This window comes from Streptomyces sp. WM6372 (assembly GCF_001279655.1).
Taxonomy (GTDB): Bacteria; Actinomycetota; Actinomycetes; order Streptomycetales; family Streptomycetaceae; genus Streptomyces.
Window position 1 is genome coordinate 1 of record NZ_LGDB01000224.1, and the last position, 24,379, is coordinate 24,379.

General features: G+C 71.9%; 23 protein-coding genes, 1 tRNA gene and 1 pseudogene. 11 read left to right on the forward strand and 14 right to left on the reverse strand.

The genetic code is table 11. From position 1 onward, the window contains the following. A pseudogene (locus tag ADK52_RS32090) lies at positions 1 to 303 on the reverse strand (pentapeptide repeat-containing protein); the annotation flags it as partial. A gap of 88 nt (positions 304 to 391) precedes the next feature. Here ADK52_RS32090 and ADK52_RS32095 point away from each other — a divergent pair. Both ADK52_RS32095 and ADK52_RS32100 read left to right on the forward strand, forming a co-directional pair. Next, a complete protein-coding gene (locus tag ADK52_RS32095; RefSeq protein ID WP_053693422.1) occupies positions 392 to 1,384 on the forward strand; it encodes a zinc-binding dehydrogenase in 993 nt (330 codons plus the stop codon). 69 nt (positions 1,385 to 1,453) lie between these two features. Next, positions 1,454 to 1,957 (forward strand): FBP domain-containing protein, encoded by a 504-nt coding sequence (locus ADK52_RS32100; protein WP_053693385.1) that lies wholly within the window; start codon positions 1,454 to 1,456, stop codon positions 1,955 to 1,957. A 28-nt stretch (positions 1,958 to 1,985) separates the two neighbouring features. On the opposite strand, the gene ADK52_RS32105 is transcribed toward ADK52_RS32100, so the two are convergent. Together ADK52_RS32105 and ADK52_RS32110 are read right to left on the reverse strand one after the other, a co-directional pair. Beyond that, on the reverse strand, positions 1,986 to 2,519 hold the full coding sequence (locus ADK52_RS32105; protein ID WP_053693386.1) for a GNAT family N-acetyltransferase: 534 nt from the start codon (positions 2,517 to 2,519) through the stop codon (positions 1,986 to 1,988). Between the two features lie 23 nt (positions 2,520 to 2,542). After that, a complete protein-coding gene (locus ADK52_RS32110) occupies positions 2,543 to 3,145 on the reverse strand; it encodes a DsbA family protein (RefSeq protein WP_234344341.1) in 603 nt (200 codons plus the stop codon). Between the two features lie 313 nt (positions 3,146 to 3,458). Here ADK52_RS32110 and ADK52_RS32115 point away from each other — a divergent pair, with 313 nt between their 5' ends. Next, positions 3,459 to 4,841: an NAD(P)/FAD-dependent oxidoreductase gene (locus ADK52_RS32115; protein WP_053693388.1), complete on the forward strand. Its 1,383-nt coding sequence runs from the start codon at positions 3,459 to 3,461 to the stop codon at positions 4,839 to 4,841. A gap of 88 nt (positions 4,842 to 4,929) precedes the next feature. Here ADK52_RS32115 and ADK52_RS32120 read toward each other — a convergent pair. Then, positions 4,930 to 5,002: transfer RNA gene (locus ADK52_RS32120), tRNA-Thr, on the reverse strand. A 159-nt stretch (positions 5,003 to 5,161) separates the two neighbouring features. On the opposite strand from ADK52_RS32120, the gene ADK52_RS32125 reads away from it, so the two are divergent. The 4 genes from ADK52_RS32125 to ADK52_RS32140 all read left to right on the forward strand — a co-directional run bounded on the left by ADK52_RS32125 (position 5,162) and on the right by ADK52_RS32140 (position 9,585). Next, positions 5,162 to 6,562, forward strand: a complete 1,401-nt coding sequence (locus ADK52_RS32125; protein WP_053693389.1) for an RNA-guided endonuclease InsQ/TnpB family protein — start codon at positions 5,162 to 5,164, stop codon at positions 6,560 to 6,562. A 444-nt stretch (positions 6,563 to 7,006) separates the two neighbouring features. Next, positions 7,007 to 8,095: an ABC transporter ATP-binding protein gene (locus ADK52_RS32130; RefSeq protein ID WP_053693390.1), complete on the forward strand. Its 1,089-nt coding sequence runs from the start codon at positions 7,007 to 7,009 to the stop codon at positions 8,093 to 8,095. A gap of 242 nt (positions 8,096 to 8,337) precedes the next feature. Next, positions 8,338 to 8,751, forward strand: a complete 414-nt coding sequence (locus ADK52_RS32135) for a hypothetical protein (RefSeq protein WP_030157024.1) — start codon at positions 8,338 to 8,340, stop codon at positions 8,749 to 8,751. A 54-nt stretch (positions 8,752 to 8,805) separates the two neighbouring features. After that, on the forward strand, positions 8,806 to 9,585 hold the full coding sequence (locus ADK52_RS32140) for a nucleotidyltransferase family protein (protein ID WP_078988764.1): 780 nt from the start codon (positions 8,806 to 8,808) through the stop codon (positions 9,583 to 9,585). A gap of 174 nt (positions 9,586 to 9,759) precedes the next feature. On the opposite strand, the gene ADK52_RS32145 is transcribed toward ADK52_RS32140, so the two are convergent. The 6 genes from ADK52_RS32145 to ADK52_RS32170 form a co-directional block, all read right to left on the reverse strand. Further along, positions 9,760 to 11,322 (reverse strand): DoxX family membrane protein, encoded by a 1,563-nt coding sequence (locus ADK52_RS32145; protein WP_078988765.1) that lies wholly within the window; start codon positions 11,320 to 11,322, stop codon positions 9,760 to 9,762. A gap of 157 nt (positions 11,323 to 11,479) precedes the next feature. After that, positions 11,480 to 12,451, reverse strand: a complete 972-nt coding sequence (gene rlmB, locus ADK52_RS32150) for a 23S rRNA (guanosine(2251)-2'-O)-methyltransferase RlmB (protein WP_053693393.1) — start codon at positions 12,449 to 12,451, stop codon at positions 11,480 to 11,482. Positions 12,452 to 12,551: 100 nt separating this feature from the next. After that, positions 12,552 to 13,952 carry a cysteine--tRNA ligase gene (gene cysS, locus ADK52_RS32155; protein ID WP_053693394.1) on the reverse strand — a complete coding sequence of 467 codons (1,401 nt, stop codon included), beginning with the start codon at positions 13,950 to 13,952 and terminating at the stop codon, positions 12,552 to 12,554. Between the two features lie 130 nt (positions 13,953 to 14,082). Beyond that, the gene (gene ispF / locus ADK52_RS32160) at positions 14,083 to 14,601 is read right to left on the reverse strand and encodes a 2-C-methyl-D-erythritol 2,4-cyclodiphosphate synthase (RefSeq protein WP_053693395.1); all 519 of its coding nucleotides are present in this window, start codon (positions 14,599 to 14,601) and stop codon (positions 14,083 to 14,085) included. After that, a complete protein-coding gene (gene ispD, locus ADK52_RS32165) occupies positions 14,591 to 15,337 on the reverse strand; it encodes a 2-C-methyl-D-erythritol 4-phosphate cytidylyltransferase (protein ID WP_053693396.1) in 747 nt (248 codons plus the stop codon). Before ispD ends, ispF begins: the two co-directional genes overlap by 11 nt. Before the next feature lie 246 nt (positions 15,338 to 15,583). Continuing rightward, on the reverse strand, positions 15,584 to 16,066 hold the full coding sequence (locus ADK52_RS32170) for a CarD family transcriptional regulator (protein ID WP_003953493.1): 483 nt from the start codon (positions 16,064 to 16,066) through the stop codon (positions 15,584 to 15,586). A gap of 637 nt (positions 16,067 to 16,703) precedes the next feature. Here ADK52_RS32170 and ADK52_RS32175 point away from each other — a divergent pair. Next, entirely contained in the window at positions 16,704 to 17,378 is a 675-nt protein-coding gene (locus tag ADK52_RS32175) for a hypothetical protein (RefSeq protein WP_053693397.1), read from the forward strand. 266 nt (positions 17,379 to 17,644) lie between these two features. Here ADK52_RS32175 and ADK52_RS32180 read toward each other — a convergent pair whose 3' ends face one another. Together ADK52_RS32180 and ADK52_RS32185 are read right to left on the reverse strand one after the other, a co-directional pair. Then, a complete protein-coding gene (locus ADK52_RS32180; protein WP_007265514.1) occupies positions 17,645 to 18,325 on the reverse strand; it encodes a response regulator transcription factor in 681 nt (226 codons plus the stop codon). Between the two features lie 52 nt (positions 18,326 to 18,377). Beyond that, entirely contained in the window at positions 18,378 to 19,604 is a 1,227-nt protein-coding gene (locus tag ADK52_RS32185) for a sensor histidine kinase (RefSeq protein ID WP_053693398.1), read from the reverse strand. A gap of 216 nt (positions 19,605 to 19,820) precedes the next feature. Between ADK52_RS32185 and phoU the strand changes: the two genes are divergently transcribed. Together phoU and ADK52_RS43170 are read left to right on the forward strand one after the other, a co-directional pair. Further along, on the forward strand, positions 19,821 to 20,498 hold the full coding sequence (gene phoU, locus ADK52_RS32190; protein ID WP_053693399.1) for a phosphate signaling complex protein PhoU: 678 nt from the start codon (positions 19,821 to 19,823) through the stop codon (positions 20,496 to 20,498). A 120-nt stretch (positions 20,499 to 20,618) separates the two neighbouring features. After that, positions 20,619 to 20,771, forward strand: coding sequence for a hypothetical protein (locus ADK52_RS43170; protein WP_182508628.1), 153 nt, complete (start codon positions 20,619 to 20,621; stop codon positions 20,769 to 20,771). Between the two features lie 149 nt (positions 20,772 to 20,920). Here ADK52_RS43170 and ADK52_RS42650 read toward each other — a convergent pair whose 3' ends face one another. Together ADK52_RS42650 and ADK52_RS32200 are read right to left on the reverse strand one after the other, a co-directional pair. Beyond that, positions 20,921 to 21,826, reverse strand: coding sequence for a hypothetical protein (locus tag ADK52_RS42650; protein ID WP_053693400.1), 906 nt, complete (start codon positions 21,824 to 21,826; stop codon positions 20,921 to 20,923). A gap of 292 nt (positions 21,827 to 22,118) precedes the next feature. Continuing rightward, complete coding sequence (locus tag ADK52_RS32200) at positions 22,119 to 22,880, reverse strand: phosphoglyceromutase (protein ID WP_030157053.1); 762 nt, start codon at positions 22,878 to 22,880, stop codon at positions 22,119 to 22,121. A 210-nt stretch (positions 22,881 to 23,090) separates the two neighbouring features. On the opposite strand from ADK52_RS32200, the gene ADK52_RS32205 reads away from it, so the two are divergent. After that, on the forward strand, positions 23,091 to 24,374 hold the full coding sequence (locus ADK52_RS32205; protein ID WP_053693401.1) for an MDR family MFS transporter: 1,284 nt from the start codon (positions 23,091 to 23,093) through the stop codon (positions 24,372 to 24,374). Positions 24,375 to 24,379: the final 5 nt, after the last annotated feature.

The following is a 24,379-nucleotide window of genomic DNA, read 5'->3' on the forward strand; positions in this document are numbered from 1 at the left end:
CTCCAGCACCGAGTCCAGGATCCGGGCCTTCGCCAGCCCCGCCTCGTCCAGCGCGCACCGCCGCAGCGCGCAGTCCATGAAACGGGCCCCGATCCCCTCCTGCCCCGTCAGATCCAGGTCCGCGAACTCCAGCCCGTCGTAGTCCCCGTCCGGCTCCAGCCCACCGCCCTCCCACGCACTCAGCTCCGGCAGCCGCACCTCCGGCAGCCGCGCCGCCTTCACCGTTTCCCGCCGACCCTGCCGGCCCCGCGGCCCCTGCTGCTCCTGCTGCCCCTGCTGCCCCTGCTGCTCCTTGCGCGCCATCCCCCCATCGTCCCCCGCCCCACTGACAACGCCCCCGGAGTCTTGACCTCAACCGCGCTTGAGGTCAGAGCCTGTCGGCATGGACACCATGCGCGCCATCCGCCTCCACGCCTTCGGCCCCGCCGAGAACCTCGTCCACGAGCGCACCGAAACCCCCGTACCGGCCCCCGGCCAGGTCCGCATCGCCGTGGCCGCCGCCGGGGTCCACCTCCTCGACACCGCCCTGCGCCAAGGGGTGCGGAGCCCCGTCCACGCCCTGCCCGAGCTCCCGACCGTCCCCGGCCGCGAGGTCGCCGGCACCGTCGACGCCCTCGGCCCCGGCACCGACCCCGGGTGGCTCGGCCGCCAGGTCGTCGTCCACCTCGGCTTCGCGCCCGGAGGCTACGCCGAGTACGCCGTCGCCGACGCCGACCGCCTGCACCCCGTACCGCCCGGCCTCGACCCCGCCCAGGCCGTCGCCATGATCGGCACCGGCCGGACCACCCTCGGGATCCTCCAGTTCGCCGACCTCGGCCCGGACTCCACCGCCCTCGTCCCCGCCGCCGCCGGCGGCATCGGCACCCTGCTCGTCCAGTACGCCCTGGGCGCCGGCGCCACCGTCATCGCCCTCGCCGGCGGCCCCGCCAAAACCGCCATGGCCGCCGCGAACGGCGCCCACCTCGCCCTCGACTACACCGCCCCCGACTGGCCGGAGGCCGTACGCGAAGCCCACCCGGCCGGCGCCACCGTCCTCTTCGACTCCGTCGGCGGCCCCACCGCCCGCGCCGCCCTCGACCTCCTCGCCCCCGGCGCCCGCCACCTCGTCTTCGGCTGGTCCGCCGGCCCCATCCCCCTCACCGACGCCGACCGCGCCCGCCTCGCCGCCCGCGGCGTCATCACCGAGAACGTCCTCGGCCCCGCCATGCTCCAGCGCGCAGGCGGCGAAAACCCCCTGCGCCTGCTCGAAACCCGCGCCCTCGCCGAAGCCGCCGCCGGCCGGCTCCGGCCCGCCCTCCAGCGCTACCCGCTCGCCGAAGCGGCCGCCGCCCACCACGCTTTGGAAACCCGCGCCACCACCGGCAAGGTCGTCCTCGAACCCTGAGGGGAGCGCCCCGGCCCGCCGGCAATATCGGATGACAGCGGCCCGTATCCCCACGTACCGTCCACCGACGTGGACCCGCTCACCGAAAAACAGATCCGTTCGTCCTTCGTGAACTGCACGAAGGGCGAGGCGGCACGCCTCAAGCTCCCGCTGGACTTCAGCGAACTCCCCTGGGAAGACCTCGACTTCCTCGGCTGGGTCGACCCCGGCGCGCCGCTGCGCGCCCACCTCGTGCGCCAGGACGCCGACGGCACCCCCGTCGGCATCACCCTGCGCGTCCCGGGCACGAGCCGCACCAGCGCCCTCAAGTCCAGCGTCTGCCAGATCTGCCTCACCGGCCACGCCGCCTCCGGCGTCTCCCTCCTGGTCGCGCCCCTCGCCGGGGCCCGCGGCCGCGAGGGCAACACCGTCGGCATCTACGTCTGCGCCGACCTCGCCTGCTCCCTCTACGTCCGGGGCAAGCGGCAGCCGAAGCTGCGGGCCGGCCGGTACGAGGAGACGCTCACGCTCGCCGAGAAGATCGACCGCGCCCGCGCCAACCTCGACTCCTTCACGGCCAAGATCACCGCCTGAAGCCGCACCCCGGCCCGGCGCAGCGGCGTCAGCCCTGCTCCGGGCCCGGGCCCGGGCCCGGGCCCGGAGCCGAGCCCTGCGCCGCGTCCTGCGCCGAACCGAGCCTCCTCAACGGCCCGTCGGTCAGCCGGTACACCGACCACTCGTCCTGCGGCCGCGCGCCCAAGGCCTCGTAGAACGCGATCGTCGGCGCGTTCCACTTCAGCACCGCCCACTCCAGGCGCTCGTACCCGCGCTCCACGCAGATCCGCGCCAGCTCCGCCAGCAGCGCCTTCCCGTACCCGCCGCCGCGCGCCCCGGGCCGTACGTACAGGTCCTCCAGGTAGATCCCGTGCACCCCGCGCCACGTCGAGAAGTTCAGGAACCAGACCGAGAAACCGACGGCCTCCCCGTCCTCCGTCTCCGCGACGTGTGCGAACGCCGCCGGCCGCTCCCCGAACAGCGCCTCCCGCAACTGCTCCCGCGTGGCCCGCGCCTCGTGCGGCACCTTCTCGTACTCCGCCAGCTCGCGGATCATGGAATGGATGACGGGAACGTCTTCGACGACGGCGCTACGGATCATGCGAGCACCCTAGGCCGCGCCCCCTAGGGGGTATCCGCCGGGCCGATGCCGACGGCCTTCAGCGCCTCCGCGAACGCCGGCGCGTCGAACATCGCCCCGTCCTTCGAGCCCACCGACCGCCCGTCCACCCTCACCAGCGGCGTCCCCTGGGCCCCCGTCGCCTCGAACGCCTCCTCCGCCTCGCCGACCCACCCCTCGTACGTCCGCTCCGCCACCGCCCGGTCGAACGCCTCCCCGCGCAGCCCCGGCACCTCGGCCGCGATCGCCAGCAGATGCCCGTCCGTGAACTTCGCCTTCGGCTGGCTCGCGAACACCGCCGCCTGGTACTCGGCGAACTTCCCCGCGTCCACCGACGCCCGCAGCGCGTTCACGGCCCGCACCGAACCGCTGGCCCCGCCCCGGTCCAGGAACGAGGCCAACAGGTACTCGACCTTGACCTTCCCCTCCGCGGCCAGCTTCAGCAGCACCTCACCACCCGACGCCTCGAACTTCGCGCAGTACCCGCACCGCGGATCCACCAGCACCTGCGCCGTACGCGGCGCCGCCGGGTCCCCGACCACGATCTTCGCCCCGTCGACCCGCGCCGGCAGCTCCGCCAGCCGACCGGCGACCGGACTCGTCCGCACCACCCCGGCGGCACCCGACCCCGAACCGGAACCGGAATCCGACCCCGACCGCGCCCCCTCTGCCGCGCCACAACCCGCCGCCGCCCCGACGAGCAGGGCCGCCGCCACGACCGCCCCGACGACGCGCCCCGCGCGCCCTGCCCTACGTACACCCATCATCGACCAAACCTCTCACAACACGGACAAAACCCCCCACCGGCACCCTACGAACCCCAGCACCCCCGCCACATCAGCCAAAAGGCCACCTCTCCCGCCCCAAAACCCGGCATCCGGTACCTGGACACCCCTCCGCAACGCCCTGTACCAACTCCCCATGACGATCAACGGCGGCATCTCCTTCTGGTACGCGACCGACCACACCGCCACCCAGCAGCCACCCCGCGCCCCCCTCACCGGCCACGCCACGGCCGACGTCGTCATCGTCGGCGGCGGCTACACCGGCCTGTGGACCGCCTACTACCTCAAGACCGCCGCCCCCGACCTCCGCGTCACCGTCCTGGAGCAGAAGTTCTGCGGCTACGGAGCCTCCGGCCGCAACGGCGGCTGGCTCTACAACGGCATCGCCGGCCGCGACCGCTACGCCGAACTCCACGGCCACCAGGCCGCGCTCCGCCTCCAGCGGGCCATGAACGAGACCGTCACCGAGGTCATCGACACCGCCGCCAAGGAGGGCATCGACGCCGACGTCCACCGCGGCGGCGTCCTCGAAGTCGCCCGCACCCCCGCCCAGCTCAGCCGCCTCAAGGCCTTCCACGCCGCCGAACTCGCCTTCGGCGAGGCCGACCGCGAGCTCTACGACGCCACCGACACCCGCGCCCGCATCGACATCGCCGACGCCGTCGGCGCGAGCTGGACCCCGCACGGCGCCCGCATCCACCCCCTCAAGCTGGTCAAGGGCCTGGCCGCCGCCTGCGAACGCCTCGGCGTGGTCATCCACGAATCCACGCCCGTCACCGCAATCGCCCCCCGCCGGGCCATCACCCCGTACGGCACCGTCAGCGCCCCGTACGTCCTGCGCTGCACCGAGGGCTTCACCGCCGCCCTCAAGGGCCAGAAGCGCTCGTGGCTCCCGATGAACTCCTCGATGATCGCGACCGCCCCGCTGCCGCCCGAGGTGTGGTCCCGCATCGGCTGGTCGGGCTCCTACACCCTCGGCGACATGGCCCACGCCTACATGTACGCCCAGCGCACCGCGGACGACCGCATCGCGATCGGCGGCCGCGGCGTCCCGTACCGCTTCGGCTCCCGCACGGACACGGACGGCACCACGCAGCAGTCGACGATCGATTCCCTGACCGCGCTCCTGACGTCCTTCTTCCCGATCCTCACGGGAGTGGAGATCACCCACGCCTGGTCGGGCGTCCTCGGAGTCCCCCGCGACTGGTGCGCCACCGTCACCCTGGACCGCACGACGGGCCTCGGCTGGGCCGGCGGCTACGTCGGCTCGGGCGTCGCCACCTCGAACCTCGCGGCCCGCACGCTGCGCGACCTGGTCCTGGGCGAACCCTCGGACCTGACCACCCTCCCCTGGGTCAACCACCGCGTCCGCCGCTGGGAGCCGGAACCCTTCCGCTGGCTCGGCGTCCAGGCCCTCTACGCGGCCTACCGCGAGGCCGACCGCCACGAATCGGCGACCCACACCCCGACCACAACCCCCCTGGCCCGCCTGGCCAACCGCATCTCGGGCCGCCACTGACGACAAAGCGGAAGGCTCCGGGTGATCACCCGGAGCCTTCCGCTTCTGTACGAATCCCCTGGACCAGTAGACCTCTGACCTGGGACGGAGCCGCCTATCGGAATCGAACCGATGACCTGAATATTACAAGTATCCCGCTCTGCCAACTGAGCTAAGGCGGCACAGGTGACACTGCACAGCGCACAGAATCGCCTTCACTTTACACAGCGACCAGACTTCCCCGCGAAGAGCTTTCCGGCCACGTAACCCATCGCCCTCACGTTCGTTATCCGTACTGGAGTGCACGTCCGACTATCGGACCGTAGGGCTGGGGAGGGACCGTGTCCGGAGCCACCGAGCAGGAGACCCGCGTCCTAGGCGCGGAGGCCAAGCGCGTCAAGTGCGAGGTCCTCGGCATCCCCGACCAACGCAAGCACCGGGAGCACGCTGCCAAGCCACTCACGAGCCGGGTGAAGGAACCGGGTACGCAGCAGCGGGTGTACCGCTACCGCTTCTATCCGACCGCCGTGCAGGCCCAGCAGCTGGTGCAGACGTTCGGCGCCTGCCGGTGGGTCTACAACGAGGGCCTCGCGCTGCGGGCGAACGCCTGGCGTGATCACCGGGTGTCGGTCGGGTTCGCCGAGACCTCCCGCGCACTGACGGGGTGGCGGCAGGCCAGGAAGACATCGTGGCTCCAAGCCGTGTCCTCGACCGTGCTCCAGCAGTCACTGCGCCATCTCGACTCCGCCTTCACCCGCTTCTTCAGAGGAGCGGCCAAGCACCCGAAGCCGAAGCGCAAGCATCGGGCGCGGGATTCGGCCACGTACGTCCGCACCGGCTTCCGCTGGCGGGAAGATCCGGAGCGACCGGGTACGGGGCTCATCTCCCTGGCAAAGCAGACCGAGCCACTGGACGTGCGCTGGTCCCGTCCGCTGCCAGCCGGGGTGCCGCCGGTGAAGCTGACGGTCACCCGCGACCGGGCGGGCCGGTTCTTCCTGTACGTCCTTGTGGAAGAGCGGATCGCCCCGCTGCCCGCCGCGTTCGTCCCCGGTTCCAGCGCCCCCAAGGCCGTCGGCCTGGATCTCGGTCTGGCCGCCCTCGTGACCATGGACGACGGCAGCACCGTGGAGCACCCGCGGCTACTGAAGAAGTACGAGAAGAAGCTGGCGCGGCTCCAGAAGGAGTTGCACCGCAAACAGAAGGGATCGAGCAACCGCGGCAAGGTCCGCGAGAAGATCGCCAGGCTCTACGCCTTGATCACTGACGTCCGGAAGGACGGCCTCGACCAGCTCACCACCCGCCTCGTGCGCGAGAACCAAGTGCTCGTGGTGGAGGATCTGGCGGTCGCGAATCTGATGCGGTCCCCCTCGGGGACCGGGCGCCGACGAAAGGCGAAACTCAACCAGTCGATCGCCGACGCGGCCTGGGGCGAGTTGCTGCGCATGCTGCGCTACAAGTGCGAGTGGTACGGCCGCACGCTGGTCATCGTGGACCGGTTCTTCCCGTCGACTCGGCGCTGCTCGTCCTGCCACGCAAAGGGGGAGCGGCTCGATCTGTGGATCCGGTCCTGGACCTGTCGGGACTGCGGGGCCGTTCACGACCGTGATGCGAACGCCGCGGTGAACCTCCGGGACGAAGGTCTGCGGCTGTACTGGTTGGTGGCGATGGCACTGCCGCCGGGGCGGGCAACGCCAACGGTGATCAGGGCGTCGGAACTGCCGGAGTGCGCCGTGGCCGCGTAGGCCGCGCAGGAGTACGGGCCGACGGGCCGTCGGTCTTCTTGCCTGTGGAGTCCGTGTCAGACCATCCGGTTCGGCCCTCAGGGCTGTGCCTGGCGGCAGCGGACGACGAAGCAGGAAGCGTCGCTCGCGAGGGCGGTACAGGGGTCGAAGGGCAAGCGCTCTGCCGCGGCTCCGGAGGTCAAAAGTACGTTGCTCTGGCGTCTACCGGGCCTCGGGGCAGCCGATGCAGATCAGTTCGTGGACGTCGCGGGGACGCTGCGCGCCGGTAATGGCCGTCACCACGCGGGCGGGTCCGACAGATCGCACAGAGTTCGAAGTCACGGCCTCGGGGGTGCTGACAGGAGGAGGGTCGCCGGGTAGCGTCGGGCAAAGTCCTGCTTGCTGGACTAGACCTTCCACTCGGATCGTCCGGCACGTTCCTGCCGGTAGAAGGGATTCATCACCATGGCTTCTGTCACCTTCGACAAGGCGACCCGGCTGTACCCCGGCGGCGACAAGCCCGCCGTCGACGAGCTGGAGCTGCACATCGAGGACGGCGAGTTCCTCGTCCTCGTCGGGCCCTCCGGCTGCGGCAAGTCCACCTCGCTGCGCATGCTGGCCGGCCTGGAGGACGTCAACGGCGGCGCCATCCGCATCGGCGACCGCGACGTCACGCACCTGCCGCCCAAGGACCGGGACATCGCGATGGTGTTCCAGAACTACGCGCTCTACCCGCACATGACCGTCGCCGACAACATGGGCTTCGCGCTCAAGATCGCCGGCGAGGACAAGGCGACCATCCGCAGGAAGGTCGAGGACGCGGCGAAGATGCTCGACCTCACCCAGTACCTCGACCGCAAGCCGAAGGCGCTCTCCGGCGGCCAGCGCCAGCGCGTCGCCATGGGCCGCGCCATCGTGCGCAAGCCGCAGGTGTTCCTCATGGACGAGCCGCTGTCGAACCTCGACGCCAAGCTCCGCGTGTCCACCCGCACCCAGATCGCGGCGCTCCAGCGCGACCTCGGGATCACCACCGTCTACGTCACCCACGACCAGGTCGAGGCCATGACGATGGGCGACCGGGTGGCGGTCCTCAAGGACGGTCTGCTCCAGCAGGTCGACACCCCCCGCAACATGTACGACCGCCCGGCGAACCTGTTCGTCGCCGGCTTCATCGGCTCCCCGGCCATGAACCTGGTCGAGGTCCCGATCGCCGACGGCGGCGTGAAGTTCGGCGACACCGTGGTCCCGGTGTCGCGCGAGGCGCTGTCCGCCGCCGCGGACGCGGGCGACCGCACCGTCACGGTCGGCGTGCGCCCGGAGCACTTCGACATCGGCACCGACGGCGGCCTGACGATCGTTGTCAACGTCGTCGAGGAGCTCGGCGCCGACGGCTACGTCTACGGCCGCACGACCGAGGCCGAGGGCGCGCAGGACATCGTGGTGCGCGTGGGCGGCCGCCAGGTGCCGGAGAAGGGCTCGACGCTGCACGTGGTGCCGCGGGCCGGCGAGATCCACGTCTTCTCGACCTCGTCGGGCGAGCGGCTCTCCGACTGACCCGATGCGCGAGTGAGTACGGACAGGGGCGCTCCTTCCCGGGGGCGCCCCTGTCCGCGTCCGCGACCCCCGTCCGCGATCCTCGTCCGCCGTCCACGTTCGCCGTCCACGTCCGCCATCCGGGGCAGACCGGGCCATTCAGCCCCACCCGTCAACCCTTAATTCGAAAAGCCACGTCGAACCATCCCCCGACCGGGTGACTAAATGTCGCCAAATCTTCACCGAGCGCTACTCTCGCCCTCGTGACCCACACTGCCCGCCGTATCGGCCGTTCCCTCGCCCTGGTCCTGCCCGTCGTCCTGGTCCTGTCCGGGACCCTCGCGGTCACCATGGTTCCCTGGGCGGACAACACGCCCTCCCAGATCCTGACCGCCTCCGCCGAGGACGTGTCCGTCCCCGCGAAGCCGCGCGCCGCGCAGGACGTGCTGCGCGACAAGCTGCTGGGCGAGCTCCAGCAGGGCGAGGCGCCGGGCGACGTCCTGACGCACCTTCAGCAGGAGGTGGACCGGCGCCCGTCGCTGGCCGAGCACTGCGTGGGGATCGCGCGGGCGCTGGGGCGGGCCGCCGTGGACGTGTACGGCCCGACGAAGGCGCAGTCCTTCGCGCGTCCCGTCTGCGACACCGCGTACGCGACCGGCGTCGCCTCGATGGGCTGACGGCTGACGGGCGTCGCCGTTCTTCCCCGCGTCGGGGCCCCTACTCTGGCGGCCATGACCGACGTACCCCCCGTGTCCCGTTCCTCCGTTTCCGCGGCCGCGTACCCGGCCTCCCCCGCTCAGGCGCCTGTTCAGGCGGTCGTGCTGGCGGGCGGCCAGGGTTCGCGGCTGCGTCCGTATACGGACGACCGGCCGAAGCCGATGGTGGAGATCCCGGGGACCGGGGTGCCGATCATCGGGCACCAGCTGGCCTGGCTGGCGGCCGAGGGGGTGACGGACGCCGTGGTGTCGTGCGGGCACCTCGCGGAGGTGCTGCAGGACTGGCTGGCGAAGGCGGACCTGCCGCTGCGGGTGACCACGGTGGTGGAGGAGGAGCCGCTGGGGCGCGGTGGCGGGCTGAAGTACGCGGCGCGCCACCTGCCGTACCCGGACCGGCCCTGGTACGCGACGAACGGGGACATCTGGACGCGGTTCTCGCTGCGCGAGATGGCTGAGTTCCACGCCGAGCGGGGGGCGACGGCGACGCTGGCGCTGGCCCGGCCGCGGATCCCGTGGGGGGTGGTGGAGACCAACGAGTTCGGGCAGGTGCTGGACTTCATCGAGTCGCCGCCGTCGCCGTATCTGATCAATGCCGGCGTGTACGTCTTCGGTCCCGAATTCGCGGCGCTGCTGCCGGATTTGGGCGACCACGAGCGTAGGACGTTCCCGCGGCTGGCGCGGGAGCGGCGGCTGGCGGGCTTCCCGCTGCCGCAGGGGGCCTACTGGCGGGCGATCGACACGGCGAAGGACCTGACCGAGGCGGCGCGGGAGTTGGCCGCCCAGAGCGGCTCCTGAGGCCGTTCACGCGGCAGAAGCCCGGCGGAAGCGCGGCAGACCACGGACAGAGCCCGCAGAGCAGTACCAGAGCCCCGCAGCCACGGCAGAACACGGCAGAGCACGGAAGCACGGACAGCACGGAAAGGGGCCCGGCGCGCACACAGCGCGCCGGGCCCCTTTTCCGTACCGTCGTCAGCCGAGGAGGCCGCCGACCAGTCCGGGCTTCTTCGGCGGCGCGTCCCCGCCGCCGCTGCCGCCTCCGCTGCCGGAGCTGGAGGACGGCGGCTTCGGGGTGGACTGCTTGGGCGAGCTGCCCGAGTTCTGGCCGCTGCCGGAGCCGCGGGTCGCGGTCGGCGACTGCGAGCCGGTGCCCGCGCTCTGCTTGGCGGTGGAACCGGTGGTGCCGCGCCCGGACTTGGCGGCGGGCGCCGACGCGCTGGCGCTGGGTTCGGCCGCCTTGGAGGGCTGCTGGGTGGCGGGCTGCTGCTGCGGCCGCTGCTGCTTGCCGGACGGGGTCTGCGGGAGCGGGGTGCCGGGAAGGTAGTTGCTGGGGGCCTGGCCGGGTCCGGGGACGGTGACCACGGTGGTGGAGCGGACGGCGCCGCCGAGGAGCGAGCCGATGAGCAGGGTGAGTCCGCAGACGATGGTGGCCATGATGGTTCCGCGGCGCAGGACGCGGCGGCGCAGCCGCCAGATCTCGGAGCGGGGTCCGAGGGTCCGCCAGGCCTCTCCGGCGAGGCGCCCGTCGAGGGAGTAGACGGGGGCGCCGGCGATGATCAGCGGGCTCCAGGCGGCGAGGTAGATGATGTCGGGTGCGTCGTAGGCGGGGACGGTCTTCCAGCTGACCGTCATCAGCAGGGCGGCCGACAGCAGGGCGCCGATGCAGGCGGCGAACCGCTGCCACAGGCCCAGGACGGTCAGTACGCCGACGACGACCTGGAGGAAGGCCACGCTGAGCCCGGCCCCGACGGGGTGGGCGAGGGCGAAGTCGCGCAGGGGTTCGGCGAGTGCCCAGGGGTGGAGGGTGCGGAGCCAGGTGACCATGGAGCCGCGTTCGCCGCCGTCGAAGTAGACGGGGTCGCACAGCTTGCCCATGCCGGCGTAGATGCAGATGAAGCCGAGGAAGACGCGCAGCGGGAGCAGCACGACGCCGAGGTTCATCCGGCGGCCGGGGTAGTACGAGGCCTGTCCGCGGGTGTCGGAGGGGGCGCGGCGGGAGTCGGTGCCGGGTCCGCCGTCGGGGCCGTCGTACGGCCCCCCGCCGCCCGCGTACCGGGCGTCGTACGGGAGGTCGCGTACGGCGGACAGCGGGCGGGTCTCGTCCGGGTCGCCGTACGTGCGCTGGCCGATGACGGTCGGCGTGGCCAGCGTGTCCTCGGCGAGGTCGCGGGCGAGGTCGACGCGGGGAATGGTCTGGGTGGCGCCGCCGTCGAACTCGTCGTGCCCGCGCCCGTGTTCGCGTACGGCCTGGAGGAGTCCGCCCATGGCGGCGGTGTCGCCGGGGGCGGACTTGCCGCTCCAGACGACGGGGGCCCGGCGGCGGCCCGCGCCGGCAGCGGCGGCGACCACGGCGCCGCCGAGGACGGGCACGCGGCCGGGGGCGTTCGCGGGCTTGGAACGCGCGCTCGGGCTCGGTGCGAGCCGCACGCGGAAGCTGGCGTGGTTGACGATGACCTGTGCGGGGTCGCACGGCACCTTGACCATGCTCAGCGCGGGCTGGTCGTCGAACCCTGACGTTCTGGTGTCCACACTCATCTAACCGAGTGATCAGTGTTTAGGACACTGCCTTGACGGGAGTGATGTGTCCGAGACCCGTCAAGATCAAGCCACCCCGCCCGAAACGGGCGGGGTGGCACGCTCACGGGTCACGCCGCGTGAGCCAAGTGGATCAATGGATCGGGCGATCCGTGGATCAGGCGCGGGGCGTGGTCGCGCGGCGGCGGGCCGCCTCGTAGAGCACGACGCCCGCGGCGACACCGGCGTTGAGCGACTCGGCGCCGCCCGGCATCGGGATGCGGACGAGGTAGTCGCAGTTCTCGCCGACGAGGCGGCCGAGGCCCTTGCCCTCGGAGCCGACGACGATGACGACCGGGCCGCCGAGCGCCTCCAGGTCCTGCACCTCGTGCGTGCCCTCGGCGGCGAGGCCGACGATGGCGATGCCGGCCTTCTTGAAGTCCTGGAGGGCGCGGGTCAGGTTGGTGACGCGGGAGACCGGGGTGCGGGCCGCGGTGCCGGCCGAGCTCTTCCAGGCGCCGGCGGTCATGCCGGCGGCGCGGCGCTCGGGGATGACCACGCCGTGGCCGCCGAAAGCGGAGACGGAGCGGACGATCGCGCCGAGGTTGCGGGGGTCGGTGACCCCGTCGAGGGCGACGATCAGCGGGTCGGCGCCCTCGTCGTACGCGGCGGAGGTGAGGTCCTCCGGGTGCGCGTACTCGTACGGCGGGACCTGGAGGACCAGGCCCTGGTGGTTGAGCCCGTTGGTCATGCGGTCGAGCTCGGGGCGCGGGGCTTCCATCAGGTTGATGTTGCCGCGCTCGCCGGCGAGCTGGAGGGCCTCGCGGACGCGCTCGTCGTTGTCGATGAACTGCTGGACGTAGAGGGTGGTGGCGGGCACGCCGTCGCGCAGGGCCTCGAAGACCGGGTTGCGGCCGACGACCATCTCGCTGGTGCCCTTGGGCCCGCCGCGGCGCGGGGCCGGACGGCGCTTGGCGGCCTGCCGGGCCATGGCGTTGCTGATGCGGTTCGCCTTGTGCTTCTTGCGGTCCTCGGCCTTGGGCGTGGGGCCCTTGCCTTCGAGGCCCTTGCGCCGCTGGCCACCGCTGCCGACCGTGGCGCCCTTCTTGTTGGACGTGCGGCGGTTCCTGCGCTGGCTGTTCCCGGCCATGACCTCTACCTGTTTCGTTGATGCTGCGATATGTACGTATGAAGAGTGTGCCGCCCGGAACGCCGGGCGGCACAGTCGGACTGCTCCGGGCGGCGGCGCCTCAGCGCGGGCCGAGCGACCAGCGCGGTCCCGTGGGGCTGTCCTCGATGACCAGGCCCGACTGCTGGAGCTGGTCGCGGATGGCGTCGGCGGTCGCCCAGTCCTTGCGGGCCCGGGCGGACTCGCGCTGCTCCAGGACGAGGCGTACGAGGGTGTCGACGGCGCCGTGGAGGTCCTCGCCGCGGTCGGACTCCCCGGCCCAGTGCGGGTCGAGGGGGTCCAGGCCGAGGACGCCGAGCATGGCCCGTACCTCGGACAGCCGGGCGATGGCGGCGTCCTTGTCGTCGGCGGCGAGGGCGCTGTTGCCCTGGCGGACCGTGGTGTGGACGATGGCGAGCGCCTGCGGCACGCCCAGGTCGTCGTCCATGGCCTCGGCGAAGGCGGGCGGGACCTCGGAGGCCGGGTCGACGGTCTTGCCGGCCTTCTCGATGACGCGCTGGTAGAAGCCCTCGATGCGCGCGAAGGCGGACTCGGCCTCGCGCAGCGACTCCTCGCTGTACTCGATCATCGAGCGGTAGTGCGGGGTGCCGAGGTAGTAGCGCAGGACGATGGGGCGCCAGGCCTTGACCATCTCGGAGACGAGCACCGAGTTGCCCAGCGACTTCGACATCTTCTCGCCGGACATGGTGACCCAGGCGTTGTGGACCCAGTACTGGGCGAACGCGTCGCCGAAGGCCTTCGCCTGGGCGATCTCGTTCTCGTGGTGCGGGAAGATCAGGTCGAGTCCGCCGCCGTGGACGTCGAAGGCGCTGCCGAGGTACTTGTGCGCCATCGCGGAGCATTCGAGGTGCCAGCCGGGACGCCCGCGGCCCCACGGGGTCTCCCAGTCGGGCTCGCCGGGCTTGGTGGCCTTCCACATGGCGAAGTCGCGGGGGTCGCGCTTGCCGGTGATGCCGTGCTCGGTGGGCTGGCGCAGGTCGTCGATGTCCTGGTTGGACAGCTCCAGGTAGCCCGGGAACGAGCGCACGTCGAAGTAGACGCTGCCGTCGGCCTCGTACGCGTGGCCGCGCTCGATGAGCCCGCGCATCATCTCGATCATCTCGGGCACGTGGCCGGTGGCGCGCGGCTCGTACGTGGGCGGGAGGCAGCCGAGGGCGGTGTAGCCGTCGTTGAAGGCCCGCTCGTTGTCGTAGCCGATGGACCACCAGGGGCGGCCCTGGACCTCGGCCTTCGCGATGATCTTGTCGTCGATGTCGGTGACGTTGCGGACGAAGGTGACGTCGAGGCCCCGGTACTCGAACCAGCGCCGCATGATGTCGAAGTTCAGGCCGGAGCGGATGTGCCCGATGTGCGGGGCCGCCTGGACGGTGGCGCCACAGAGGTAGATCGAGACGCAGCCCGGAACGAGCGGGGTGAAGTCGCGGATCTGCCGGGCGCTGGTGTCGTACAGGCGAATAGTCACGGCATCCAGGGTAGTGGGCCTGTAGCAGTGCCCCGCGACCCTTTCGGGGCGCGGGGGTGCTTTGTTGCCGAAGCGGTGTGGTCCGGGTGTGGTCCGGGAGCGGTCCGGAGCCCGATCCGCCGGGCGTTCCTTAGGGGTTCGTCCGGTACACCAGTGCGGTGGCGATGGCGGCGAGGCCTTCGGCGCGGCCGGTGAGGCCGAGGCCGTCGGTGGTGGTGCCGGAGACGGAGACGGGGGCTCCGGCGGCCGCGGAGAGGGTCTTCTGCGCTTCCTCGCGCCGCTTGCCGATCTTCGGGCGTACGCCGATCACCTGGATGGCGATGTTGCCGATCTCGAAGCCCTCGGCGCGGACGATGCGGGCGGCCTCCGCCAGGAGGGTGACGCCGGCGGCGCCGGACCACTCGGGGCGGGAGGTGCCGAAGTGCGCGCCGAGGTCGCCGACGCCGGCGGCGGAGAACAGGGCGTCACAGGCGGCGTGGGCGGCGACGTCGCCGTCGGAGTGCCCGGCGAGGCCGTCCTCGCCCTCCCAGAGCAGCCCGGCGCACCACAGCTCGCGCCCGGCCTCGAAGGCGTGCACGTCAGTGCCGATCCCGACGAGCGGGATCAGCGGGATCAGCGGGGCGGCGGAACCTGCGGGGTCAGTAGGCATCGGTGGCCCTCCTGCGGGCGAGTACGGCCTCGGCGAGGACCAGGTCGAGCGGGCGGGTGACCTTGAAGGCCTCTTCGTGGCCGGGGACCACCATGACGGTGATGCCGAGCTGTTCCACCATTCCGGCGTCGTCGGTGGCGCCCTCGCCGTTGACGGCGATGGTCTCGTGCGCCCGTACGAGGGTCGCGAGGTCGAAGCCCTGCGGGGTCTGTACGGCGCGCAGCCGGGCCCGCTCGGGGGTGGCGACGACCGGCTCGGCCTCGCCGGGCCTGCCGGGCTCGACCTCCTTGACGGTGTCGGCCAGCGGCAGCGCCGGCACCACGGCGGGCGAGCCGTCGCGTACGGCCTCGATGACGGAGTCGACGGTGTCCACCGGGACGAGCGGGCGGGCCGCGTCGTGGATGAGGACGGAGGTGACGTCGGCGGGGAGCGCGGCGAGGCCGGCGTTCACGGATTCCTGGCGGGTCTCGCCGCCGGGGACGACCAGGATCTCGGTCCGGTCGGGCAGCGTGTGCTCGTCGACGAGCCGGCGCACCTCGGCGGCGCCGTCGGACGGGGCCACGACCACCACGAGGGAGACGGCCCGGGAGCGGGCCATCGCGCGGACGGCGTGGATGAGCATGGGGGTGCCGCCGATGGCCCGCAGGGCCTTGGGGGCGCCGGGGCCGAGGCGTACCCCCCGGCCGGCGGCCGGGATCACCGCGGCGGTGCGGTGGGCGCGCGATTCGTCAGACATCAGTAGCTCCGAGCCAGGTTTGTGACTTCGGCCGACATGGGTATGGCCTGAAGGGTGCCGGGTGCGACGCCCTCGCCCCTTCCGTGACGACCGGTCGAGCAGGCTGTCAGGACCCGGCACGCCGGTGGAAAAAGTGCGGAAAAGGTGTGGGTACAGACATGCCGCAGCGCCCGGCAACAGCCCTCTCGTGGAGGAGAGGGCATGTCATCGGGCACCGCGGCACAACTGTGTGAAGGATTTCCCGCGTCAGGACGCGAGAACCTCGTCGAGGAGGGCCTCTGCCTTGTCCTCGTTGGTGTTCTCCGCGAGCGCGAGCTCGCTCACCAGGATCTGGCGCGCCTTCGCGAGCATGCGCTTCTCGCCCGCGGAAAGCCCGCGCTCACGCTCACGACGCCACAGGTCACGCACCACTTCGGCGACCTTGATGACATCGCCAGAAGCGAGCTTCTCCAGATTTGCCTTGTAGCGCCGGGACCAGTTCGTCGGCTCTTCGGCATACGGTGCACGAAGCACCTCGAAGACCCGGTCCAGCCCGTCCTGGCCGACTACGTCGCGAACGCCGACGAACTCCGCATTGTCCGCAGGCACACGAACCGTCAGGTCGCCCTGGGCGACCTTGAGCACCAAGTAGGTCTTGTCCACGCCTTTGATCTGGCGAGTTTCGATGGCCTCGATCAGCGCGGCCCCGTGATGGGGATAGACCACGGTGTCGCCAACCTTGAACGTCATGTGACAGGTACCCCTTCCGTGGCTATCCAGGGTAACACGAGAACTGACTGTTATGAATGGCGTTTTCGCAGGTCAGGGCACATCTCGGGGCTTGACAACAGCGACAGGAACGTGCTGCGAAGAGCTTCCGGAGGGGGGTATTCGCAGGTCGGAGGCGCTGTGCGGACCGGGCGAAACGGCCACGCTACACCCGGGCACGGGTCCCGTCAGTGTGACGTACGTCCCGTTTTGCCGGTTTCGAAGCCGGGAAACCGAACTACTCCGTTCGACTGGCGACCACCCGTACGGAGCGGTTCAGGCCCAATCCGGAATTGATCACCGAGGGCCGTTCGAAGGAATCCCGGAATTGATCACCGGGGGTCCGGCGGGCGATATGCGGGTGGCACATGATCGGCAGATGAACGGCGCGGGAAGTGCCGAACGGAAGGACGGCCGGAAGGGCGGGGGGAACCGCGGGGGGAATGCAAGATCGCGGGGTCGGTGCGGGGCGGCCCGTGCGCTGCGGAGGGTCGGGTGCGGGGGCGGGGCGGCGGCTCGGTAACCTAAGCGCGCTGACACACCCTTAGGGCGGCTTTACCTCGGCCGCTCCGAGACTGCCCACCCTTCCGTTCCGTACGTCCAAGGAGTTGCCGCCGCCGTGAGCCGCAGCCTTCGACGCGGCGCCCTCGCCGCCACCGCCATCGTGTTCTCGATCGCCTCGCTGGCCGCTTGCGGTGCAGGCAACAACGCGGAGACGCTCCAGATCAAGCCGGACAACGCCGCCGTCACCAAGGGCAACATCAAGATCCAGAACGCGCTGGTGATCACCCAGGGCGAGAAGGAGAAGAAGGCCGTCGTCTCCGCGACGCTCTTCAACAGCGGCATCAAGCCTCAGACGCTTGACGCCATCACCCTCCCGGGTGGCCGGGGCAAGGTCGTCCTGAAGCCCGCCGAGGGCACGGCCAAGGTCACCGTGCCGGCCGGCGGCTCGGTGGTGCTGGGCGGCAAGGGCAACGCTTCCGCGGTGGTCGAGGGCGGCGACGCCGTGCAGAACGGCAACGCGCAGCCGGTCGTCTTCCAGCTGAGCAACGCGGGTGACGTGGAGATCTCCGCCTTCGTCGTCCCGGGCACCGGCATGTACGCGGGCTTCGGCCCGACCGAGGCCCCGGTCGCCGCCCCCGGCGCCACCCCGTCGGGCAGCCCCTCGGGCACCCCGTCGGGCAGCCCGTCCGGCTCCCCGGCCACGACCCCCTCGGGCGCCGCTTCCGGCACCCCCTCGGGCGCGGCCTCGGGCACCCCGTCGGGTTCGCCCTCGCACAGCGCCGGCCACTGAGCCGACGGCACCACGTACGAAAGGGCCCCGTCCGCCGAAGCGGACGGGGCCCTTTCGTGTCAGCGTGCGCGGCGGCACGGCTCGCGGTTTACGGCTCGAACTTGTAGCCCGGGCCGCGGACCGTGACCAGGCAGCGCGGCGCGCCCGGGTCCGGCTCGAACCCCTCCCCCGTGCGACCCTCGCGCGACGAGGCCCCGGGGGCCTCACCGGCTTCGGGCCGCTGCGCCGGCCTCCGACCGGCCCCGGGCCACGGCGACACCGCCGGTTTACGGCTCGAACTTGTAGCCCAGGCCGCGGACCGTGACCAGGTAGCGCGGCGCGCCCGGGTCCGGCTCGATCTTGGCGCGCAGGCGCTTGACGTGGACGTCCAGGGTCTTGGTGTCGCCGACGTAGTCGGCGCCCCAGACCCGGTCGATCAGCTGCATGCGGGTCAGTACGCGGCCCGCGTTGCGCAGCAGCATCTCCAGCAGGTCGAACTCCTTCAGCGGGAGGTCCACCTTGGCTCCGGCGACGGTGACCACGTGGCGGTCGACGTCCATCCGTACGGGGCCGGCCTCCAGCGCGGCCGGGGTGACCTCCTCCGGCTCGCCGCGGCGGCGCAGGACCGCGCGGATGCGGGCGACCAGCTCCCGCGAGGAGAAGGGCTTGGTGACGTAGTCGTCGGCTCCTATCTCCAGCCCGACGACCTTGTCGATCTCGCTGTCCTTGGCCGTCACCATGATGACGGGCACGTTGGAGCGGCCGCGCAGCTGCCGGCAGACCTCCGTGCCGGGCAGGCCGGGGAGCATCAGGTCGAGGAGGACGAGGTCGGCGCCGTTGCGCTCGAACTCGTCGAGCCCGTCGGGGCCGGTCGCGGCGATCGCGACCTCGAAGCCCTCCTTGCGGAGCATGTAGGACAGGGCGTCGCTGAAGGATTCCTCATCCTCGACGACGAGCACTCGGGTCACGGAAGGACCTCCGGGGCAGGAATGGCTGGCGTGGTTCTTTGGGACGCGTGGTTCAGGCGGGGGTGGAGTGGCTTGGTGTGGCGACGGGATCCGCGGCCGGGGCGGTCGCGGGTGCAGGTGCCGGAGCGGCTGCTTCCGGCAGGCGCAGGGTGAACGTGGAGCCCTGACCCTCCGAGCTCCATACGGACACCTCCCCGCCGTGTGAGGCCGCTACGTGCTTCACGATCGCAAGGCCGAGGCCGGTTCCTCCCGTGGCACGGGAGCGGGCCGGGTCCACGCGGTAGAAGCGCTCGAAGATGCGCTCGCGGTCCTTTTCCGGGATGCCGATGCCCTGGTCGGTCACGGCGATCTCGATCAAGTCTCCCCCAGGTGCCGCGACCTTGCGTCCGGCTATGCCGACGCGGGTGCGGGCGGGGCTGTAGTTGACGGCGTTCTCGACCAGGTTCCCGAGGGCAGCCGCGAGCTGGCCGCGGTTGCCCCAGACGCGCAGGTCGGCGGTGCCGCCCGCGGCCATGGTGATCTGCTTGGAGGACGCCGTGTGGCGGCAGCGGTCGATGGCCTCGGCCACGAGCGTGTCCACCCGTACGGGCTCCGCGTCCTCCAGCGGGTCGTCGTTCTGCACCCGGGAGAGGTCGATGAGCTCCTGTACGAGGTTGATCAGGCGGGTGGCCTCGATCTGCATGCGGCCGGCGAAGCGGCTGACCGCCTCGGGGTCGTCGGCGGCGTCCATGACGGCCTCGGACAGCAGGGAGATCGCTCCCACCGGCGTCTTCAGCTCGTGCGACACGTTCGCGACGAAGTCGCGCCGTACGGCCTCGATGCGGCGGGCCTCGGTGAGGTCCTCGACCAGGAGCAGGACCAGCCGTGAGCCGAGCGGGGCGACGCGCGCCGAGACCGCGAGGGCCTCGCCGCGGCCGGTGCCGCGCCGGGGCAGGTCGAGCTCGACCTGGCGTATCTCCCCGTCTCGGCGGGTGTCGCGGGCCATGTGGAGCATGGGCTCGACGGCCAGTTTGCCGCCGCGCACCAGTCCGAGGGCGTACGCCGCCGAGCTGGCCTTGACCACCGCGTCGCCCTCGTCGAGGACGACGGCGGAGGATCGGAGCACGGAGAGGACGGTGTCCACGCCGGGCGGGAGCACCGCATTGATGTCGGGGCGCATGGAGCTCCGGGTGGGGCGGGCCTGGTCGCGCTCGCTCCAGCGGAACGCCAGCATCGCGATCACACCGGTGCAAAGACCGGCGATCGCTGCAGCTGCGGCGACCGCCGCGTTCACGTCCATGCCTCAAGGTTAAGCAGGCTCGACGGCACTTCCACAGCCGTTCGGGTGGCACCTCGAACACTCGTCGCCCAGAGTTCACCGTGGCGACGGGGTTGATTCACTTGTGGTGCCGGAGTCTGACGCGTTTGCGCCCCAACGTGTCAACGTGGGGGCACGAGGCCGCCCCGGCCCGTCCCACACGGGCAGCAGAGGCAGTAGGCAAGAGAGGGACAACCCATGCGCGACGCGTACCACGAGGAACTGGACTCCATCGGAGAAGGCCTGGTCGAGATGGCGCGGCTCGTCGGTTCCGCGATCGGGCGGGCCACGACGTCCATGCTCGACGCCGACCTGAAGCTCGCCGAGAGCGTCATCGCCGCCGACCAGAAGGTGGACGACCTCCAGCACGACCTGGAGGCCCGCGCCATCGCGCTGCTGGCCCGCCAGCAGCCGGTCGCCACCGACCTGCGCATCGTGGTGACCTCGCTGCGCATGTCGGCCGACCTGGAGCGTTCGGGCGACCTGGCCCAGCACGTGGCGAAGCTGGCCCGGCTGCGCTTCCCGGACACCGCCGTACCGCGGGACCTGCACGCGACCATCCTGGAGATGGGGCAGCTGGCGCAGCGCCTGATGGCGAAGGCGGCCGAGGTCATCATCACGAAGGACGTCGACCTGGCGCTCCAGCTGGAGCAGGACGACGACGAGATGGACCAGCTGCACCGCACCCTGTTCCAGCACCTGATGGACGACCGCTGGAAGCACGGCATCGAGACCGCGGTGGACGTGACCCTGCTGGGCCGCTACTACGAGCGCTTCGCGGACCACGCGGTGTCGGTGGCCAAGCGCGTGGTCTACCTGGTGACGGGCGAGCACGCGGACGAGCTGCAGACGCCGACGGTGGTCGACGGCGTCTGAGCCGTTCTGCACCAGTGCGCCGTTGACGCGCCGGTGCGGCTGGGCATGAATGAGGGCGAAGGCAGTAAGAGGCTCTGAGAAGCAGCAAGACGCCACGCACGCCGCCTGCGAGGAGGATCCATGCCCGATTCCCCCGTCCCCATCACCCCGGAGCACGAGCAGCCACCACCGCGGCCCGAACCGCTGCGGCTCCCGCTGCTCGCGGCTTGCGGCTGCGGCTCGGGCTGCGGCTGCGGCTGCCAGTCCGGCGCGCCCTGCCAGTGCGGAGGCTGACCCGGCCGAACCGGCCCGGCACGGCACCGGCAGCACCAGCACCAGCACGGAGAGGCCCCCTGCCCGCGGAGATCCGCAGGCAGGGGGCCTTTCGCAGCTCGTTTCGGCCTTCTCGGCCTTCTCGGCCTACTCGGCCTTCTCGGCCGGACCTACCAGAACACGACGAGGTAGCCGTTGCCGCCCACGCCACCGGGGCTGCCGGGGCCGCCGACGGTGGTGCCGCCCGCGCCGCCGCCACCGCCGTTGCCGCCCGCGGAGCTGTTCGTCGCCGGCAGCTGCACGATGCCGTCGACTGCGGCCCCGCCCACGCCGCCCTGGGCGCCGCTCTGACCGCTCGCACCGCTGCGGTTCGTCACGTCGACGCTGTTGCAGGTGCCGTTGCCGCCGGCGCCGCCCGTACCCGGGGTGCCCGTCGTGGCGGTGCCGCCGCCACCGCCGCCACCGCCGGTGCCGCCCGTGGCGCTGAGCTGGATGCCGCCCGCCGAGGTCAGCGTCGTCGGGCTGCCGGTCCCGCCGGTGCCGCCCGGCTGTCCGTTGTTGCCACCGGCGGCACCGCCGGGACCGACCGCGCCGGCACCGCCGCCGGCGCCCACGTCCACCGTGTAGCTCTGGCCGGGCTTCACCTTGATGACGCACCAGGTGAACCCGCCGGCGCCGCCGCCACCGCCCTGGCCTCCGTTGCCGGTCAGCGCCGCGCTCGCGCCGCCGCCTCCGCCGCCTCCGCCCCCTCCGCCGCCCCAGGCCTGGACGTGCACCGAGGTGACGCCCTCGGGCGGCGTGAAGAACCCGTCCGCGGTGAAGTCCCGCAGGCCGTGGATGTCGGTGGGCGCCTTCGGCTCCTTGGGCTTGGGCCTGTCGCCCTCACCGTAGGGGTCGTCGCCGTTGTCGGCGCCGTGGGGGCGGCCGCTGTCGCCCCCGCCGTGGGGGCCGTCGTACGCGAGTGCGCCGGGCGCCATGGTGAGCAGCTGGCCGGAGAGGGCCACCGCCGCCAGGGCGGAGGCGAGGAGCAACCGGCGGGGGGCGCGCGAGCGCTGGGAAACGGGCTTCTGGTTCACGGAGCGAGTTCCTTCCCCGCGGCGAGCCGAGGCTCTCGCGGAGGACGAGTGGATACGGGACCGGTCGGCCCGCGAGCCCATCGGACCCTCACCCTCCGCGCTCCGCACCCCGACGACCCGATGCTTGGCCCGCGCAGGTGACCGGTTGGTCCACCCGAGCGACCAAGATCCCCGACCCACCGCCGACTCCCGACCCCCGACCCCACCCCCGCCCCCACGCTCGCCCCCGAACGCCAACAGGCCCCCTACCCGCCGAAAAGCAGCGGATAGAGGGCCTGTTCGTGCGCGAGTACTACTTCTTCTTGCCCTGGTTCTTGACGGCCTCGATGGCGGCGGCCGCGGCGGCCGGGTCGAGGTAGGTGCCGCCCGGCTTGAGGGGCTTGAACTCGGCGTCCAGCTCGTAGGCGAGCGGGATGCCGGTCGGGATGTTCAGGCCCGCGATGTCGGCGTCGGAGATGCCGTCCAGGTGCTTGACCAGCGCGCGGAGGCTGTTGCCGTGCGCGGCGACCAGGACCGTGCGGCCCGCGAGGAGGTCCGGGACGATGCCGTCGTACCAGTACGGGAGCATGCGGACGACGACGTCCTTCAGGCACTCCGTCTTCGGGCGCAGCTCCGGCGGGATCGTCGCGTAGCGCGGGTCCTCGGACTGGGAGAACTCCGTACCGTCCTCAAGGGCCGGCGGCGGGGTGTCGTACGAGCGGCGCCACAGCATGAACTGCTCCTCGCCGAACTCGGCGAGGGTCTGGGCCTTGTCCTTGCCCTGGAGCGCACCGTAGTGGCGCTCGTTCAGACGCCAGGAGCGGTGGACCGGGATCCAGTGGCGGTCGGCGGCCTCGAGCGCCATCTGCGCGGTGCGGATCGCGCGCTTCTGGAGCGAGGTGTGCACGACATCGGGGAGCAGGCCGGCGTCCTTGAGCAGCTCACCGCCGCGGACCGCCTCCTTCTCGCCCTTCTCGTTGAGATTGACGTCCACCCAGCCGGTGAACAGGTTCTTCGCGTTCCACTCGCTCTCGCCGTGGCGGAGGAGGATCAGCTTGTACGGTGCGTCGGCCATGCGTACGAGCCTAATGGACGCGCGGGGGCGCTCGCGCGCGTGTCCACGGCCGCGGGATCGGCCGCGGGATCGGGCGTGGACCGGCCGCGGACCGGCCGCGGAACCGGCCGTGGATTGACGGTGCGCGTCAATCCGGTGGCCCTCGCGGACCCCCCACCCGTAGGGTGCGGCAAGCAGGAGAGCCACTTACATCCCCGGGGGGAATCCGTCATGTCCGTTGCCAGTCTCAGACGGGCGGCGCGCGAGAGCGTGGCCGGCCTCCCCCGCGAGTTCTGGTGGCTGTGGACCAGCACCCTGGTGAACCGGCTCGGGGCCTTCGTCGCCACCTTCATGACCTTGTACCTGACCGTGGACCGGGGCTATTCGGCTTCCTTCGCGGGACTCGTGGTGGCCCTGCACGGGCTCGGCGGGGTCGTCTCCTCGCTCGGCGCGGGCGTGATGACCGACCGCCTCGGCCGGCGTCCCACGCTGCTGGCTGCCCAGGCCTCGACGGCGTTCTCGGTGGCGCTGCTCGGCTTCATGGAGCACCCGGCCGCGATCGCGGCGGTGGCGCTGCTGGTCGGCATGACCTCGAACGCCTCGCGACCGGCGGTGCAGGCGATGATGGCGGACATCGTCCGGCCGGAGGACCGGGTCCGCGCCTTCGCGCTGAACTACTGGGCGATCAACCTCGGCTTCGCCGTCTCGGCGACGGCGGCGGGCTTCGTCGCCGAGTACAGCTACCTGGCCGGGTTCCTCGGCGAGGCGGCGCTGACGCTGGTCTGCGCCGTCCTCGTGTACGTGAAGCTGCCGGAGTCGCGGCCGGAGCGGACCGCCGCGGAGCGGGCGGCCGCCGAGCCGGAGACCGGGCTCGGGACGGTGTTGCGGGACAAGCGCTTCATGGGTGTGGTCGGGCTGTCGTTCCTGATCTCGCTGATCTTCACGCAGGGCTCGTTCGGGCTGCCGCTGGCCATGGCCACGGGCGGGTTCTCCGCCGGGGACTACGGTCTGGTCATCGGCGTCAACGGGGTGCTGATCGTGCTGCTGCAGATCCCGGTCACCCGGTTCCTGGAGAAGGGCGACCCGCAGAAGCTGCTGGTGGCCTCGGCGCTGCTGGCCGGGTACGGCTTCGGGCTGACGGCCTTCGCCGGGTCGGTGTGGAGCCTGGGGCTGACGGTCTGCGTGTGGACGCTGGCCGAGATCGTCAACTCCCCGACCCAGATGGGTCTGGTCGCCCGGCTCTCCCCGCTGCACGGGCGCGGCCGCTACCAGGGCATGTACACGATGTCCTGGGCGGTGGCCTCGCTCGTGGCTCCGCTGATGGCCGGGTTCATGATCGACCGGTGGGGGGCGGGCTGGCTCTGGGCGTCCGTGGCGGTGCTGGGCACGGTGGCGGCGCTGGGCTACTGGCTGCTGATGCGGAGACTGGCGGAGAGCGAGCCCGCTTCCGTGGTCACGGCGCCGGTGCCGGCACCCGCACCGGCTGCCGCGGCGACCGTCCCGGTTTCGGCCTGATCCGC

What these genes read in the sequence shown, in the direction of transcription:
- phoU (WP_053693399.1), top strand. Translation starts at nt 19,821, where the DNA reads ATGCGCGACGCGTACCACGAGGAACTGGACTCCATCGGAGAAGGCCTG.
- ispF (WP_053693395.1), bottom strand. Translation starts at nt 14,601, where the DNA reads ATGCCTACTGACCCCGCAGGTTCCGCCGCCCCGCTGATCCCGCTGATC.
- ADK52_RS32115 (WP_053693388.1), top strand. Translation starts at nt 3,459, where the DNA reads ATGACGATCAACGGCGGCATCTCCTTCTGGTACGCGACCGACCACACC.
- ADK52_RS32200 (WP_030157053.1), bottom strand. Translation starts at nt 22,880, where the DNA reads ATGGCCGACGCACCGTACAAGCTGATCCTCCTCCGCCACGGCGAGAGC.
- ispD (WP_053693396.1), bottom strand. Translation starts at nt 15,337, where the DNA reads ATGTCTGACGAATCGCGCGCCCACCGCACCGCCGCGGTGATCCCGGCC.
- ADK52_RS32140 (WP_078988764.1), top strand. Translation starts at nt 8,806, where the DNA reads ATGACCGACGTACCCCCCGTGTCCCGTTCCTCCGTTTCCGCGGCCGCG.
- ADK52_RS32095 (WP_053693422.1), top strand. Translation starts at nt 392, where the DNA reads ATGCGCGCCATCCGCCTCCACGCCTTCGGCCCCGCCGAGAACCTCGTC.
- ADK52_RS32105 (WP_053693386.1), bottom strand. Translation starts at nt 2,519, where the DNA reads ATGATCCGTAGCGCCGTCGTCGAAGACGTTCCCGTCATCCATTCCATG.
- ADK52_RS32170 (WP_003953493.1), bottom strand. Translation starts at nt 16,066, where the DNA reads ATGACGTTCAAGGTTGGCGACACCGTGGTCTATCCCCATCACGGGGCC.
- ADK52_RS32205 (WP_053693401.1), top strand. Translation starts at nt 23,091, where the DNA reads ATGTCCGTTGCCAGTCTCAGACGGGCGGCGCGCGAGAGCGTGGCCGGC.
- ADK52_RS32145 (WP_078988765.1), bottom strand. Translation starts at nt 11,322, where the DNA reads ATGAGTGTGGACACCAGAACGTCAGGGTTCGACGACCAGCCCGCGCTG.
- ADK52_RS32185 (WP_053693398.1), bottom strand. Translation starts at nt 19,604, where the DNA reads ATGGACGTGAACGCGGCGGTCGCCGCAGCTGCAGCGATCGCCGGTCTT.
- rlmB (WP_053693393.1), bottom strand. Translation starts at nt 12,451, where the DNA reads ATGGCCGGGAACAGCCAGCGCAGGAACCGCCGCACGTCCAACAAGAAG.
- ADK52_RS32130 (WP_053693390.1), top strand. Translation starts at nt 7,007, where the DNA reads ATGGCTTCTGTCACCTTCGACAAGGCGACCCGGCTGTACCCCGGCGGC.
- ADK52_RS43170 (WP_182508628.1), top strand. Translation starts at nt 20,619, where the DNA reads ATGCCCGATTCCCCCGTCCCCATCACCCCGGAGCACGAGCAGCCACCA.